15 protein-coding genes and 1 tRNA gene are annotated in these 15,130 nt (G+C 69.1%); 7 read left to right on the top strand and 9 right to left on the bottom strand.

Going from position 1 to position 15,130, the window contains the following annotated elements:
* Positions 1-146: 146 nt before the first annotated feature.
* On the bottom strand, positions 147-611 hold the full coding sequence (locus ACGFIQ_RS14450) for a hypothetical protein (protein WP_393243640.1): 465 nt from the start codon (positions 609-611) through the stop codon (positions 147-149).
* A 197-nt stretch (positions 612-808) separates the two neighbouring features.
* Here ACGFIQ_RS14450 and ACGFIQ_RS14445 point away from each other — a divergent pair, with 197 nt between their 5' ends.
* Positions 809-1,969: a low temperature requirement protein A gene (locus ACGFIQ_RS14445; RefSeq protein WP_393243638.1), complete on the top strand. Its 1,161-nt coding sequence runs from the start codon at positions 809-811 to the stop codon at positions 1,967-1,969.
* Between the two features lie 10 nt (positions 1,970-1,979).
* Positions 1,980-2,876: a GNAT family N-acetyltransferase gene (locus ACGFIQ_RS14440; RefSeq protein ID WP_393243636.1), complete on the top strand. Its 897-nt coding sequence runs from the start codon at positions 1,980-1,982 to the stop codon at positions 2,874-2,876.
* Positions 2,877-2,893: 17 nt separating this feature from the next.
* Here the strand turns inward: ACGFIQ_RS14440 and ACGFIQ_RS14435 are convergent, their stop codons facing one another.
* Genes ACGFIQ_RS14435 through ACGFIQ_RS14425 form a run of 3 tightly spaced genes read right to left on the bottom strand, consistent with a single transcriptional unit; the run spans position 2,894 to position 4,508 of the window.
* The gene (locus tag ACGFIQ_RS14435) at positions 2,894-3,295 is read right to left on the bottom strand and encodes a hypothetical protein (protein WP_393243634.1); all 402 of its coding nucleotides are present in this window, start codon (positions 3,293-3,295) and stop codon (positions 2,894-2,896) included.
* Entirely contained in the window at positions 3,292-4,215 is a 924-nt protein-coding gene (locus ACGFIQ_RS14430; protein WP_393243632.1) for a class I SAM-dependent methyltransferase, read from the bottom strand. Before ACGFIQ_RS14430 ends, ACGFIQ_RS14435 begins: the two co-directional genes overlap by 4 nt.
* Positions 4,215-4,508 carry a hypothetical protein gene (locus ACGFIQ_RS14425; RefSeq protein WP_393243630.1) on the bottom strand — a complete coding sequence of 98 codons (294 nt, stop codon included), beginning with the start codon at positions 4,506-4,508 and terminating at the stop codon, positions 4,215-4,217. Before ACGFIQ_RS14425 ends, ACGFIQ_RS14430 begins: the two co-directional genes overlap by 1 nt.
* Before the next feature lie 56 nt (positions 4,509-4,564).
* Here ACGFIQ_RS14425 and ACGFIQ_RS14420 point away from each other — a divergent pair, with 56 nt between their 5' ends.
* On the top strand, positions 4,565-5,209 hold the full coding sequence (locus tag ACGFIQ_RS14420; protein ID WP_393243628.1) for a TetR/AcrR family transcriptional regulator: 645 nt from the start codon (positions 4,565-4,567) through the stop codon (positions 5,207-5,209).
* Here ACGFIQ_RS14420 and ACGFIQ_RS14415 read toward each other — a convergent pair.
* The gene (locus ACGFIQ_RS14415) at positions 5,206-5,646 is read right to left on the bottom strand and encodes a MarR family winged helix-turn-helix transcriptional regulator (RefSeq protein ID WP_393243626.1); all 441 of its coding nucleotides are present in this window, start codon (positions 5,644-5,646) and stop codon (positions 5,206-5,208) included. The two genes, ACGFIQ_RS14420 and ACGFIQ_RS14415, sit on opposite strands and share 4 nt — an antisense overlap.
* A gap of 499 nt (positions 5,647-6,145) precedes the next feature.
* Between ACGFIQ_RS14415 and ACGFIQ_RS14410 the strand changes: the two genes are divergently transcribed.
* Positions 6,146-6,874 (top strand): nuclear transport factor 2 family protein, encoded by a 729-nt coding sequence (locus ACGFIQ_RS14410; RefSeq protein WP_393243624.1) that lies wholly within the window; start codon positions 6,146-6,148, stop codon positions 6,872-6,874.
* Between the two features lie 168 nt (positions 6,875-7,042).
* Here the strand turns inward: ACGFIQ_RS14410 and ACGFIQ_RS14405 are convergent, their stop codons facing one another.
* The 3 genes from ACGFIQ_RS14405 to ACGFIQ_RS14395 all read right to left on the bottom strand — a co-directional run bounded on the left by ACGFIQ_RS14405 (position 7,043) and on the right by ACGFIQ_RS14395 (position 11,663).
* The gene (locus ACGFIQ_RS14405) at positions 7,043-9,079 is read right to left on the bottom strand and encodes an ABC transporter permease subunit (RefSeq protein WP_393243622.1); all 2,037 of its coding nucleotides are present in this window, start codon (positions 9,077-9,079) and stop codon (positions 7,043-7,045) included.
* Entirely contained in the window at positions 9,076-10,506 is a 1,431-nt protein-coding gene (locus ACGFIQ_RS14400) for an extracellular solute-binding protein (protein WP_393243620.1), read from the bottom strand. The genes ACGFIQ_RS14405 and ACGFIQ_RS14400 overlap by 4 nt, the downstream gene beginning before the upstream one ends.
* 386 nt (positions 10,507-10,892) lie before the next feature.
* Complete coding sequence (locus ACGFIQ_RS14395; RefSeq protein ID WP_393243618.1) at positions 10,893-11,663, bottom strand: IclR family transcriptional regulator; 771 nt, start codon at positions 11,661-11,663, stop codon at positions 10,893-10,895.
* A 263-nt stretch (positions 11,664-11,926) separates the two neighbouring features.
* On the opposite strand from ACGFIQ_RS14395, the gene ACGFIQ_RS14390 reads away from it, so the two are divergent.
* The 3 genes from ACGFIQ_RS14390 (at position 11,927) to ACGFIQ_RS14380 (ending at position 14,432) form a co-directional block, all read left to right on the top strand.
* On the top strand, positions 11,927-13,177 hold the full coding sequence (locus ACGFIQ_RS14390) for an acyltransferase family protein (RefSeq protein WP_393243616.1): 1,251 nt from the start codon (positions 11,927-11,929) through the stop codon (positions 13,175-13,177).
* A gap of 237 nt (positions 13,178-13,414) precedes the next feature.
* Positions 13,415-14,074: an AAA family ATPase gene (locus ACGFIQ_RS14385; protein ID WP_393243614.1), complete on the top strand. Its 660-nt coding sequence runs from the start codon at positions 13,415-13,417 to the stop codon at positions 14,072-14,074.
* Positions 14,075-14,357: 283 nt separating this feature from the next.
* Positions 14,358-14,432 (top strand) — tRNA-Lys (locus tag ACGFIQ_RS14380).
* A gap of 195 nt (positions 14,433-14,627) precedes the next feature.
* On the opposite strand, the gene ACGFIQ_RS14375 is transcribed toward ACGFIQ_RS14380, so the two are convergent.
* Entirely contained in the window at positions 14,628-15,128 is a 501-nt protein-coding gene (locus ACGFIQ_RS14375; protein WP_393243612.1) for a cupin domain-containing protein, read from the bottom strand.
* Positions 15,129-15,130: the final 2 nt, after the last annotated feature.

The raw sequence follows: 15,130 nt of genomic DNA, 5'->3' as shown, positions 1-15,130 counted from the left end.
GCTCTGGTCCACCCGGTCGTCGCCCGACCCGCCGCTCGGCCGACTGAGCCGCGCGGGTGGGCTCTGGGCCGCGCGGCTGGCCCAGGTCCGCGGCCACGCGGCGGGTCGGTGGCACCGCGCGGCTGGTTCGGCCCCGCGCGGCCGGCTCAGGTTGGCCCGGGGCCGCCGGCCATGCGTTCGCGGACGGCCTCCAGCGCCTCGAAGGTGTACGCCCAGTTGTGGCACTTGAAGCTGCGGAGGCCGTCGATCGCCGTGTGGCAGTCGGCGCAGCGCACACCGGCGATGGCGGCCGGGATCTCGGTGTTGACGTACTTCCGCTCGCCCAGGATGACGGTGGCGATCATGGTCTTGTCGTGCAGGCCGGAGAGCGCTGACGAGACGATGTCGTACCAGGTGACCCGGCGACCACATTTCGGGCAGTCGGGGTCGTCGCCGCTGACCCAGAGCGGGGCGCCGATGCTGCGCGCCGGTATGCCGAGCAGCTTCTCCAGCCGGCGGACGTCCGACTCCGGGGTGGTCCAGCGGTGCCGACCGGGCAGCGATGCGGGCGAGTCGTACACGGCGCGGAACAGGTCGTGGTCGACCTGCACTGTCTCCCGCTGAGCGGTCATCGGCGTCCCTCCTCGTTGAGTGGGTGCCCCCACCGTGGTCAGCGACGACCGTGGGCGCAGCCGGATCAACGACAGGAGGGGGCGGTGGGTCGTCGTCGCGGGGTGGGCGTTCGCCGGCTGACCCGGTTCCGCCTCCGCTGGTCGGCGTCGGGTGGTACGACGGACGCAGTGCGTGCGTGCCAGCGGGAGGAGCGCCGATGGCGAGCAGGCCCGAACGGCTGCTGCGGGGCAGTGACGCACCGCTGAGCGCCTCGTTTCTGGAACTCTTCTTCGACCTGGCGTTCGTGCTCGCCCTCAGCCAGCTGGCCGAGCACCTGCTGCACGACCTCACAGTGGGCGGCGCGCTGCGTACCGCCCTGCTGTTGGCCGGGGTCTGGTGGATCTGGTTGGCCACCACCTGGACCGCCGACTGGTACGACCCGGACACTCCGACCATCCGAGCGGTGCTGGTCGCCGCGACGCTGGGCAGCCTGCTGGCCGGGGTGGCGATCCCGCAGGCCCTGCACGGACGCGCCGGGCTGTTCGCTGGCGCGTACGTCGCGGTCCACCTCGTCCGGGGCATGATCACCGTCTCGACGCTGCGCGGGCATCCGCGCCAGCGTCGGGCGCTGCGGATCCTCTGCTGGTACAGCGTCACCGCGGTGCCGTGGTTGGCCGGCGTATTGCTGCCGGAGTGGCGGGTGGCGCTCTGGGTGTTCGCCCTCGCGATCGACCTGTCCGGCCCACGGCTCGGCTGGCCCACGCCGAGGATGGGTCGCGCCCGGCCGGAGGAGTTGCACCTCGCTGGCGGGCATTTCGCCGAGCGCTACCAACAGATCATGATCATCGCGCTCGGTGAGCTGGTCCTGGTCGCCGGCCTGTCGTACTCCGACACCCGCCTCCACCCCGCCGAGACCACCGCGTTCCTGCTGGTCTTCGCCACCGCCGTGCTGATCGGTCTGCTCTACGTGACGCCGGCCGGTCAGCACCTCGGCTCGGCCATCGAGCACGGCCCGTCCCGGCTCGGTGTCATTGCCGGGTACCTGCACCTGGTGATGATCGCCGGCATCGTGGTCACGGCCGTCGGGGCGGAACTGAGCATCGCCCACCCCAGGCAGACCGGCGACATGAAGGCTGTCATGGCCATCGTGGGCGGGCCGACGTTGTTCCTCGCCGGACGGATCCTCTTCTCGCTTGCGATCCACCGGCGACTGTCCTGGCCTCGGGTGGGCGCCCTGTTCGTACTGGGCAGCGCGGCGGCCTTCGTGCGGATGCCGCTGCTGGCGGTCAGCGCGGTCGCCACGGGGGTGGTGGTCGTGGTGGCGGTCCTGGATCACGCCGGCATCGTGTCCTACCGTCGACGCAGATCTACTGACTAAAGTCAGGTATATGGAAGCGGCCCTCATCGCCGCCGTGCGGCGGTTCAACCGGACGGTCACCCAACGGGTGGGTGCGCTCGACGACGAGTACATGGCCCAGGGACGTCCCCTCGGGCAGGCGCGTCTGCTCTGGGAGATCGGCCCGGCTGGCGCCGAGGTCGCCGCGCTCCGGGCCCGTCTCGGCCTGGACTCCGGCCACCTCAGCAGACTGCTGCGCGCCCTGGAGAACGACGGCCTGGCCACCGTGGCGTCCGCCGACCAGGCCGGGGGCGACGGCCGGGTACGCACCGCCACACTCACCGACGCCGGCCACACCCAGTGGGCCGATCTCGACAGGCGGTCGGACGATCTCGCCGCCTCGATCCTCGCACCACTCACCGAGCACCGCCGGCAACGACTCGTCGCCGCCATGGCGGAGGTCGAACGGCTGCTCATCGGGTCGATGGTCGCCATCGAGGCGTGCCCGCCGAGCGACCCGCGGGCGCGGGTGTGCCTGCGGGCCTACGTCCGGGAGATCGGCCGACGGTTCGACGACGGGTTCGACCCCGCCCTGAGCAACCCGGTCCACGACGAGGCGCTCGTCCCGCCCGCCGGCGTGCTCCTGCTCGCCACCCTCAACAGCGAACCGGTCGGCTGCGGCGCGGTCAAACTCCAGCCGGACGGCCCCGCCGAGCTCAAACGCGTCTGGGTCTCCGACACCGTGCGCGGGCTCGGCATCGGCCGGCGGCTCCTGAACGAGTTGGAACGGTACGCCGCCGACCGTGGCGCGACCGCCGTCCGGTTGGACACCAACCGCAACCTCACCGAGGCGATCGCCATGTACCGCGCGGCCGGTTATGCGGAGATCGAGCCGTACAACACCGAGCACTACGCCCACCACTGGTTCGGAAAACAGTTGGAGCGCTGAGGGCCGAATCGGGGCTGCTACAGCCGCTCGAAGCTCTCCATGCCGGCAAGTTTCAGCACCTCGGTCCGGGTCGCCGGGCACTCCTGCCGGGTCTGGTCGTCGATCTGACGGCCGGTCGGCACGGGGCCCTGCTTCTCGTACCAGGAATAGAGGTTGACGGTGAGGTTGGCCATCACGCCGGTCTCGGACCCGATTCCCTTCAGGGTCGGCAACTGGCCGTCCAGGTAGGCGCACACCGCCTTCGCCGACACCGGCGCGGAGCCGCCGACCGGAGCGGAGCCGGCCGCGCTGGGCGGGGCGTCGGTCGCGGTGGGGCCGTCCGGCGCCGCGGCCCCGGGCTCGGGCGCGTCGGTTCCGGTGCACGCCGTCGCGGCGAGCACAAGGCAGAGGGCAGGCGCGAGCAAACGGATCGTTCTCATCGGGTTTCTTCCTGACGTGGTTGTTGGTGGGTAGCGGCCGCGGGGGATGCGTCGGCAGCCCCGGCGGAGTTCGCGGAGACGAGCCAGAGGCCGGTGGGCAGCCGGTAGCCGACGCCCGGCGCACGGAACCGGCCGAGCAGTCGGGCGGCCCCCGCCCGGGCCGATGCCTGCGCACTCGGCGGAGCCGCCCGGTACGCGGCACCGGCCGGGCCGATCTCGACGAGCCATTCGGCCACCGCGTCGGCGTCGTCCGGGGCTTCCAGGGCGACGTCGCACGGTGTGATCGTGACGGCGGTGAAGCCGGCAGTGGTGAGGATCCGGACGAGCCGCGCCGGGTCGGCGAACGCGAACGGACCGGGCTCGTCGCCGACCGGGAGCGGTGGTAACGGTCCGAGATGCGGTGCGGCGCCGAGCATCGCCGCGGGCAGCCACGGGTTGACGCCGCTGTCCCGGAAGACTGTCGCGGCGAGGCGCCCTCCCGGGCGCAGTGATCGCCGGATCGCGCGGCAGCCGGCAACCGGGTCCGCCAACAGCATCAGGGTCATTCGTGAGTACGCCGCGTCGAACGGGGCACCCGGCGCGACCTCGACAGTCTCGATGTCGGCCACGTGGAACTGGATGCCCGGGTACTCGACGGCGGGGAACCGGCGTCGAGCGGCGGCCACCATCGCCTCGTCGATGTCGACACCGATCGCCGCGCCGGTGACGCCGACGGCGTCGGCGATCTCGGCCGTGGTGCCGCCGCAGCCGCAGCCCACATCGAGGATCCGTTCGCCGGGTCGTGCGGCCAGTCGATCCGTGGCCGCCGCGCCCAGCGGTCGACCGCTCTCGTCCTGCCGATCGGCGTGGCGAATCCAGCCGGCTGCCGCTCCCGCCCAGAAGGCGGCGCCGCGGGCCCGCAGGCTGGCGGTGTCGGCCATCAGAACGGCATCTCGGTGCCGTCGACGCTCATCGAGCTGAAGTGCGCCGCCTTCGTCGGGTCGAAGCCGTCCTCCTGGGCCGCCAGGCCAGCAGCCCGGACCAGCCGTTCGGACTGGAACCGGCGGAACGCCGCCTCGTCCTGCCAGATGTTGATGATCCGCCAGCCGTCCTCTGTCGGTCCGGCGACGTGGGCGAGGAGACCCGGCGGCCGGTCCGGCCCGAGGTGTCGCTCCACCTGCCGGTACTCCGCCTCGCTGACGCCTGGCATCTCCTGCAACACACCGAACGGCATAGCCGCCACCTCTCGATAGAGTGAGACTCTATCCAATAGAGCACTACACTCGAGAGGTGGTTGTCAAGAGGCGTTACGACTCTTCCCGCCGACAGGAGCAGGCCCGGCAGACCCGACGAGCGATCCTCCAGGCGGCTGGCCGGCTGTTCGTCGACCCGGGCTACGCGGCCACACCGCTGACCGCCGTCGCCGTCGAGGCCGGCGTCGCGGTCCAGACCCTGTACGCGGTGTTCGGCAGCAAGCGGCAACTGCTCTCGCAGTTGGTCGACGTCACCCTGGCCGGCGACGACGAGCCGGTGGCCCTGCCGGACCGGCCCTTCGTCGCCGAGATCCGCGCCCTCGCCGACCCCCGAGCCAAGCTCGCCCGCTACGCCGTCCACCTGGCCGAGGTCAACGCACGGCAGGCCCAGGTGATGCTCGCGCTGGCCGGCGCGGCCACGGCCGACCCGGACGTCGCCGAGATCTGGCGCAAGAACGTCGACGACCGCCGCCGCGGCATGTCCATGTTCGCCGCCGAACTCGTCGGCACGGGAGGCGTACGCCCGGACCTGAGCGTCGATCAGGTGGCCGACATCCTCTGGTTGGCCCAGGACGTCCGCAACTTCGACTGGCTCGTCCGGCAACGCGGATGGGAGATCGAGCGGTACCGACGGTGGTATGTGGACACCGTCAGCGGCGCGATCCTCGCCAGCTCCGACTAGCTGCGGATGTACGGGTGGCCCGCGATCTCCGCGAGCACCTCTTTGAACGCGGCGAACCGCTTCGCGCCCACGCGCTCGGCGTAAGCCCGTTCGATGTCGGCGATGAGGGCGTCGGCAAGCGCGATCTGCTGCCGGCCACGCTCGGTCGGGACGATCAGTTTGGCCCGGCGGTCGTCCGGATCGGGCTGCCGGGTGACGTAGCCGAGGGCCTCCAGCTCGTCGACGAGCGTGCCGATCACCTGTTTGTGGGTGCTGGAGCGTTCGGCCAACTCGCTGGCCCGGGTGCCGGTGAGGTCGAGGTAGGCCATCACCGCGCCGTGCCGCCGGCGCAGCCGATCATGGCCGGCCGCAGCCAACCGGGAGAACAGCTGCTCCTCGAAGTCGGACAGCAGGTGCGCGGACAGCACCCCCACATCAGCGGATGCCGCATCGCTCATGATCTCTCCCGGGTGCCCGCCGTCCTGTCCTGAGCGTACGGGGCGTCACCGTGGCGAGCCGCGCTGGTCCGCAGGTGGAGTCCGCGCCGTGCCGTCCGCGCGCGCGTGATCCACTCGACTTCATGAAAGTCGCGGTGTCCGGGGCCTCGTGATACCGCGACTTCCCGAAAGCCGAGTTGATCAAGGCTCGGGCGGTGCGACTGCCGACCCTCGGCGGGTGCCGGCGGGCCGCGCGACGTGACTGCTGTCACTTGCCTTGGCGCCATATCCGATAGTCACTAATGTTGACTATCAGGATGAGTGACCAATTGTCGTGGGTGGGAGGGCTGACGCGCATGGCGCCGGCCGCGACACGTACGCGCTGCGACCGATCCTTTCACGCGCACCGCGGGTCGTCGTCCCTCCATGACCGCCATCTCTCCGAACGCCTTCTTCCCGCATTCGCCGGCCGGGCCGAGTGATCCGGCCAACGACGTTCACTCACGCAACGGAGACTGACATGACAGGCAGCAGCACCCCGTACGGCAGTGGCGTGATCGGTGGCCGGTTTCTCGCCGACCTGGGCGCGCTCGTCGTCGAGCTGCACTTCGAGACCAGAGATCGACTGACGTTCACGATTCGCGACGGCGGCGGCCTCACCGAGCCCGGGTACACCGAGACCGTCGCCACGAAGATGATCGAGATCCGGCCGGGGGTCTACTTCACCTCGTGGGTCGAAAAGTCCGGTGCCACGGTCACCCACCTGGAAGATTTCGTAACTGGCACGTTGCACTCCAACGCGACGCTGCCCAACGGCGGTGGCTTCTTCGAGATGACCGGAACCATCACCCCGCTCGACGCGCCGGTGCAGCCCACTGTGGACAACGCCGCACGTAACAAGGAGATCGTGCTCACCGCCATGCGTGAGTTGTTCGTCGAGGGCGACACGACTGCCGTCGACAGGTACTGGCGGGAGCCGTACGTCCAGCACAGTCCCCAACTTCCCAACGGGCTGGAAACCCTTCGTACCGTCGTGCCCACCCTTGTCGGTTTCACGTGGGAGCCGCACCGCATCGTCGCCGAAGGCGACCTCGTCATGGCGCACAGCCTCGTACACGGCTGGGCACCCACGCCGGTGGTCATCGTCGACATCTTCCGGCTTGAGGACGAGCGCATCGTCGAGCACTGGGACGTCATTCAGGAAGTGGTCCCCACCGAGAAGTCAGCGAACGGCAACCCGATGATCTGACGGGGCGCGGGTACCGACCACATGCGTTCGGGCGCCCGGATGCCCAGCAGGCACAGGCCCTGCCGGAGCACCCGGGCGGTCACCCGCCGGCAACGTGGCGAAGTTCAGCCAGCATCCCGACCTCGGGCAGTACCTGTCGCGCCCGCACCCGCGACGGGGCATACCCGGTCAGCCCTTCACCGCGCCCGCCGTGAGCCCCTCGGTGAGGAAGCGCTGCCCGAAGGCGTACATGACCACCACGGGGATGCTGACGAGCAGCGACGCGGCGGCGAGTTGGCCCTGCGGCACGACGTCGCCGGCGATCATCGACTGCATCCCCACCGGCAGCGTCTTGTACTCGTCCTTCGTGATGAACACGAAGGCGAAGAGGAATTCGTTCCAGGCGTTGGTCAGGGTGAAGAGCGCGACCGCCAGCAGCCCCGGCTTGGCCAGCGGCAGCACCACCCGGCCGAACGCCTGGATGCGGGTGCAGCCGTCGACGAGCGCGGCCTCCTCCAGCTCGACGGGGATCGACGAGAAGTACCCCACCAGCAGCCAGGTGGCGAACGGCAGCGTGAACGTCGGGTACGTCACCACCAGAGACCACAACGAGTCGGTGAGCCGCACGCCGATGAGCATCTGGTACAGCGGGATGAACAGCAGCGCGCCCGGCATCACGTAGGTGAGCAGCACCGTGACGGTGAAGCCCTGCGCCCCGCGGAACCGCAGCCGGGCCAGCGCGTAGCCCGCCAGGGCGGCGCAGACCAGTGCCACCGCGGTGGACGCCGCGGACACCAGCAGCGTGTTGAGATACCAGCGGCCGAACGGCTGGTTGTCGAACAGGGCCCCGAACTGTTCCAGGGTCCACGGCGTCGGCCACAGGTCGTCGGTGCGCATGACGACCTGGCCCTCGGACTTGAAGGCCGTGACGGCGATCCAGTAGAGCGGGCCCAGCACGAAGAAGAGCAGACCGGCGAGTGCGACCCAGGATCCCAGGCCCGACACCACTGACGACGACCGGCGACCGCCCCGGGACTGGAGGGTCGAGACCACCCGGCCGACCGCCGCCGCGACCAGCAGGATCACCGCGAGGACCACCGCCGCCTTCCAGAAGATCTCAGGCGATGCCCAGGCCAGCAGGCCGGTGACCACCGCGGCGACCACCCACGGCAACGCCCTGCGTGCCGTCGGGGCCCACCGCCTCGTCCCGACCCACCGCGCGGCTCGACGCCGCCGGGGCAGGTTGCTGGTGGTGTCCTGGCGCAGCAACCGGACCAGCACGAACACCAGCCCGCCGATGATCGGCAGCATGACCAGCGTGGCCGCCGCTCCCGCGCCGTACTGCAACTGCAAGATCGCCTTCGAGTACGCATTGAGCACGTACGGCGCGGTCACGTCGCCCGGACCGCCCTGCGTCAGCAGCCAGATGAGGTCGAAGTTGTTGAACGTCCAGATCGACGACAGTGTCACCGTCACGGTGATCACGTGGCGCAGTCCGGGCAGCGTCACGTTGACGAAGCGCTGCAACGACGAGGCACCGTCGATGGTCGCCGCCTCGTAGAGGTCCGCCGGGATGGCCTTCAACCCCGCGAGGAAACACACGGTGAAGAACGGCACGCCCTTCCAGACGTTGACGAGGATCACCGACGGCATGGCCAGTGACGGGTCGGAGAGCCAGCCCGCGGGCCAACTGTCGACCAGGTGCGCGCTGGCCAGCAGCGGCCCGATGCCCGAGGCGGTGAGCAGCGTGTTGACGCTGCCGAAGATAGGGTCGAGCAGCGCGCGCCAGCTGAACGCCGTGACCACGGTCGGCACCACCCAGGGCAACAGGAGCAGCCCGGCCAGCACGGCCCGCCCGCGGCGTCGGTGGTGCAGCAACAGGGCCGCGGACAGCCCCAACACCACCTTGAACACCTCGGCGTACGCGGTGAAGACGAACGAGTTCACCACGCCCGTGTGGAACTGCTCGTCGCCGAAGAGGGAGAGGTAGTTGTCCAGGCCGACGAACACGGTGTCCTGCCCGTGCCGTTCGGTGGTGCTGGTGACGATCGAGCGGACGATCGGCACGATGACGAGACCGCCGACCAACAGCGCCATGGGTGCCAGGAACAGCGCCGCCATCTTCCAGTCACGACCCAGCCGCCGCTGGGTCACCGTGAGGGAGCCAGATCCCGGCGGCGTGGAACTCCTCGCCGCCGGGATCCGTGCCGGACGGACCGACCTCACTGCGGCAGCCCCTGCTGGTTGAAGATCTGCACCATCTTCGCGTGGGCGGCCGTCACGGCCTGCGCCGGCGCCGTGCCCTGCACGATCTGCTGCATCATGTCGGTGAGGACGTAGGCCGACCCCACCGCCTGCTGACCCGCGCTGGCCTTCTGCGGGAAGGTCAGGCCGTTCTTCGTGTTCAGCGGCAGTTTCAATTCGGTGATCCTGCGCAGCATCGGGAACGCCGGGTCGCCGCTCGTGAAGAACGGGTCGGCGTCCCAGACCTTCTCCCAGGCGGGCATCACCAGGCCGGGCGCCTCCTTGGCCACCCCGAGCAGCGCGGGCGCGCTGACCAGGTACTGCGCGAGGAGCTTGGCGAGCGCCGGGTTCTTGGCACCCTTGAAGACGACGAAACCCTGCGACTGGCCGAGCAGCAGCGGATTGTTGGTCGCCGGCCCGATGCAGTCGGAGAACACGTGGGTGTTGGCGTGCACCGGGTTCTTCTTGGTCCGGGAGTCCGCGTAGACGCTGAACTGGTTGCGGGTGTAGCCGAGGACGCCGGCGAGCCAGTTCTCGTTGTTGCTGGTGTCGGTCCAGCTGGCCACCCCCGGTGGCAGCATCGGCTTGTACTTGGCATTGGTGTAGATGTCGCCCAGGAAGGTCGCCGCCTGCACCGTTTCGGGGGAGTCGAACGTGACCTTCCTGCCGTCGTTGGAGGCGATCGACCCGCCGTAGGCGTTGATCAGCGCCTCGATCATGCCGTTGCCGTCACCGGACCGGTTCACCGTCATGCCCCAGCCGAACCGGCGTTTGGTCGGATCGGAAATCTCCAGGCACAGATCCCGCAGCTCCTCCCAGCTGTAGATGTCCTTGGGAGTGATGCCCTTGTCCTGCATCCAGTCCTTGCGCAGGAACGACCCGATCCCGATGAAGTGGTACGGGATCGCGAACCACTTGCCGTCGAAGACGCAGAAGTTCTTGGCCTCGGCGCAGGGTTCGCCGTACTTGGCGGTCAGCGCCTGGACGACGTCCGTCACGTCCTCCAGGTCACCGAGCGCCTGGAACTGTGCGACGAACCGTGAGTCGGTCATGAACGCCAGGTCACGCGCCACCCCGCCCTTGACCTCGGCGTCGATCTTGGCAACCACGTCACCGGCGTCGGCCTGGACCAGGCTGTTCTCGATCTTCGTCCCGGTGGTCTCGGCGAACTTCTTGATCGAGCTGTCGAGGGCGTCGTTGGCCGCCGTCGAGTACAGCTTCTGCGACAGCATCCCCATCGAGGAGCCCTTCATCGACGCCGCGGCGTCGACCAGCTCCTGCGGAACGTCCGGCTGCACCTTGCTGGGTGAATCGGAGCTGCCCCCACACGCGGCCAGACCTGCCGCGCCGAGCACCCCCACCCCCATCCCCAGAAAGCCGCGCCGGGACCACGCCGGATTGTCCTCCATGGACATTCGCCTCCTTCATCTCCCCGCACCGCTGCACGCCGAAGGCGCGCTTGACGAAAACCGCGATCCTCGTGTTCCAGGTGTGTCTCGATGCCGGCGACCACGGGTGCGCCGCCCGCGTCGGTCAATGCGTCCGCGTACTCGTTGGTGGGGTTGGTGGGGTTGCCCCGGTGGCGTCGCTGGCCGGGTGGCGCGACAAGCACGAGGCATGCGGCGACCGGGCCGAGTAAGCGGCGCTGGCGTTCCAGTTCGGTCGGGTCACGGACCACCGCCGTTCGAGATTTCGAACCGAGTTCGAGATACCGCATCGAGTGGACGCGACGCTAGAGCAACGCCATAAAGGATGTCAATGTTTCGATACTGTTTCGGCCGAAACGACAAGTTGGCTATCGACGCTGGGCCCGGTAACCCATCCGGGCGGACAGCGCGGCCGCGCCCTCGCGAACCAGCCCGGTCCACCGCACGTGCGCCTGCGGGGTCCAGCGGATGATCGGCGCGGACAGGCTCATCCCGGCGATGGTCGCACCGGAATGGTCTCGAACCGCCGCGGCGACGCAGCGCATGGCGCTGTCCGACTCGCCGATGTCGACCGCGACGCTCTCCGCCCGGACACGTTCGAGATGTGCGCGGAGGCGGTCCGGGTCGGTGATGCTGTCCGGCGTCATGCCCGGCAGGGCACCCTTCGTCAGCACGGCGTCCAGACCCGCCTGATCGAGCTCCGACAGCAACACCTTGCCCACCGCCGTGCAGTGGGCCGGCAACCGCCGCCCGACCGCCGACACCATCCGGACCGGGTGCGTGCTGTCGAACTTGACGAGGTAGATGACATCGGCGCCGTCGAGCACGGCCACGTGCACCGCCTCGTCGCACGCGGCGGCCACGTCCCGCGCGACGCACTGCGCCTCGCGGACCAGGTCGAGCCGGCCGGCGAACGCCGCGCCGAGCTGGAACAGCGGCATGCCGAGCCGGTACTGCACCGGCTGACCCGGGACGGAGATCAGGTACGAGCGAGCCTCGAGCGTGACGAGTAGTTCGTGGACGGTGGTGCGGGGGAGGTCGAGCCGCTCCATCACCTGGCGGGCCGACAGTTGGGCGTGGTCCAGGAACAGTTCGAGGATGTCGAGTGCGCGGATGACCGCCGATACCACACGGGGCATGTCGATAGTCCCTTCGAAATGCCGGACCCGTGTCAACGAGATCCACACGGACCAGCACCTGAAGAGGATAACTGCGTCAGCGCCCGGCGCCAGGTTCCGGACCTGGCACGGCGGGCGGCACCGAGTGTGGTCAGCCGTGTGACACCTGGTCGCGGACAGGTCGTGGCCCGGCCCGTCTGCCACGGCAGATGGAAGCCTGGCATTATGCCTGGAGCGCCAGCCCACCCTCGGTCAGGCCGATGCCCAAAAGGTGCCAGATCACGATGACCTCTGCCAAAGAACGCATGCCCCGGGTCGAATCACTGACCGGGCTGCGCTGGTTCGCCGCGTTCGCCGTGTTCCTCTTCCACGCGAACCAGATCATTAGCCTGCCCACGCTCTACGGCATCAAGCTCGGCGACTTCTTCCGATTCGGCGACGCCGGGGTCACGTTCTTCTACGTCCTCTCGGGCTTCGTGCTGACCTGGTCGTTCTCTCCCAAGGTGAACACCGCGACGTTCTACTGGCGTCGGTTCGCCCGCGTCTGGCCCGCGCTCGTGGTCAGCACCGTCATCGCCTGGGTGAGCCTCAACCAGGTCTGGGAGCACTCCTGGAAGCGGACCCTGCTCAGCCTGTCGCTTACCGAGTCGTGGTTTCGCCCGGCGGACTTCCTCGTCGCCAACCCGGTGGCGTGGTCGGTCTCCTGCGAGGCCTTCTTCTACCTGCTCTTCCCGTTCGTCATCCGGCCACTGCTGCGGCTACGGCTGCCGGCGCTCGCGATCATCGCGGCGGCGGGCCTGTTCATCGAGTGGGCCTACTGGTTCTTCGTGCAGGATCTGATCGACCCGAAGCAGTACTGGATCCAGCTCTCCTGGTTCCTCCGCTTCCCGCCGATCCGATTCATCGAGTTCCTGCTGGGGATGATCGCCGCCGCCGCGCTCCTCCGCGGATGGCGGCCGAAGATCAACCTGTGGCTCGCCCTGTCGACGGTGCCCGCATCGGTGCTGTTGCTCTGGTGGGGGGCCGAGCAGGGCTGGTGGGGTGCGCACTGGTCGCAGCAGGGGCTGGTGCCGGCCTGCGTGCTTGTGGTGCTCGCGGCGGCGATCCGCGACGTCTCCGGGCGGCCCTCGATCTTCCGGAGCAAACCACTCGTCGCCCTTGGTGCCTGGTCCTACGCCTTCTACCTGGTCCACCTGTCGGTCATCCACTGGCTGATGGGCCCGGTGACACCCAGCTCCGGGACCTGGGCGAACCTCAAGGTCCTGCTGATCTGGACGGTGATGGGCATCGCCCTGGCGTGGGCCTGCTACCGGTGGGTCGAACACCCGGTGGAAAGGTTCCTGCGCAATCTCTACCCGCGCCGCGTGCCGCCCGCACCGCCGGCACCGCCCGCACCCCAGGCACCGGAGGAGCCGCAGGAGTTGGCCGCAGTGTCCGAGCAGCGCACCGAAGTCGTCCTGGCCGGGCACGGCGTCCTGACCCAGGAAATCGAACCCGGCCTCTATCGGAGCACGGGAAGCTTCGACGTCCGCTGAAGGGCCGTGGCGATCACCGCCCTCGCCTACGCCGCCGTGTCCTGCGGCTGCCGGCCGCTCGAACCGGTAGCCGCCTCGTCGGCGCGGGCGGGATGAGCCGGCGGCCGTGGGCGGTGGCGAACCGCTGGGCCACACCGGTGGTGAGGAAGATGCCGACCGGGAAGTCGAGGCCGCTTGCTGCCTGGCCGGCAAGTCCTGTCCAACTCGTCCGGTTGCTCACGCGCGTTAAGGTGTTCCGTGATCGTATGGCTCAACGGCACCCACGGCGCGGGCAAGACGACGACCAGTTCGCTCGTCCAGCACCTGATCCCGGATTCGCGGGTGTTCGACGCCGAGAAGGTCGGCGAGACGTTGATGGACATCACGCCGGGGCTGCCCGAGACGGACAACTTCCAGCACTGGCCGCCGTGGCGGCAACTCGTCGTCGAGACCGCCCGCCGCGTGCTCGACTACACCGGCGGCACTCTGGTGATCCCCATGACTGTCCTGGTGGAACAGTACTGGTGCGAAATCAGGACGGGCCTCGCCCAGCACGCGATCCCGGTGAGGCACTTCGTCCTCCACGCTGATCAAGACACTCTTCGCCGACGAATCGAGGGGGAACACCCCGTTCCGTCGCCGTTCCGTCTCAGGTACCTCGAGCCCTACGCCGAGGCGGCCCGCACGTGGCTGCACGCCGAGGCCGAGGTCGTCGACACCACGCACCTGACTCCCGCCCAAGCCGCCACGCAGATCGTGCGACGAGCCACCCGGGAAACCCCCAACCTCAGCTCGGGAATCGGATCGATCGACACCCCGGGTACCGCATCGCCCGATGGAGGCACACGAAGCGTTCAGGCTGCGGCTCGGGTCAAGCCGGCCCTGCCCAGTGTTGACCCCTGCGTCGGGCACGGATGACGGGGCCGGATCGGCGTTCGCGCCGTTGGTGCGAGATCAGATCAGGAATCCGGATGGCACGTTCGTCGAGTGACGACTTCGGCGTCAAAGGAAGGGTCGGCCGTCGATGAGCTGCGCGAGTCGCAGGGCTCGCCTGCCCGAACGGTCCGCCGGTGCCCAAGGTCCCGAGTCGGCTCGCGACCCGCTGCCGTTTATCATCGCTGACGTAGATCAGCTTCGCTCGTCTGGACCGGGGGGCGGACATCAACCCGGGCGCAGGTGGTCGGGTAGCCTGAAGCGCAGAGGGCTGTTAGCTCAATGGTAGAGCTGAGGACTTTTAATCCTTAGGTTCTGGGTTCGAGTCCCAGGCGGCCCACCAATGGCATGTGACCTGGGAAAACGCCGGCTTTCCGGTGACATGGCGCAATGACGCCGAAGGTGCCCCCGACACGTTGATCGGCTCGACCAGCCGGCGAGGGTCCCAGCCGCGCACCTGCGGCTCGGACCCCTTCCGCAGTCAGTCCGACGGCTGCTGCTCGGGCTCGATATCGTCAGCGCGCCAGCGGTCGGCTGGTCAGAGGAACTCGCTGCGGTAGGTCGAGGCCAACTCGGTAGCGCGGCGGCGGCGTTCGGCGAGTTCGTCCGGTGAGAGCTGCGGCGGCGGTGCGTCCTTGCCCGTGACGACGTCACCGATGCGGGTGAAGTACTCGTCCTGCCCGGCCGGGGTGCACATACAGAGCATGTGGGCCGGCGCACCAGAGTTGTTGCGGAAGTTGTGCGGTGCGTTGGCCGGGATGTTGATCGTGGAGCCGGCCCGCACGACGTGCTTCTCGCCGCGGAAGGTGAACTCGATCTCGCCCTCGAGGATCGTGAACATCTCCTCGAAGTCGTGCCGGTGTGGCGGCGGGCCGCCGCCGTCGGGGATGCGCATGTCGATCAGGCAGTACGCGCCGTTGGTCTGCTCGCCCGTGATCAACATGCCGTAGTTGTCGCCCGCCAGGGAGATGTGGGTCGTATCGGGATCGTCGGGGTTCGCCACGGTCAGCGTGCGAGTGGGATCGTCGTCGGGAATCATCG

Origin of the sequence: Micromonospora sp. NPDC048898 (assembly GCF_043198035.1) — a bacterium.
Lineage (GTDB): Bacteria > Actinomycetota > Actinomycetes > Mycobacteriales > Micromonosporaceae > Micromonospora.
This window is presented reverse-complemented; position numbering and strand designations above follow the sequence as displayed.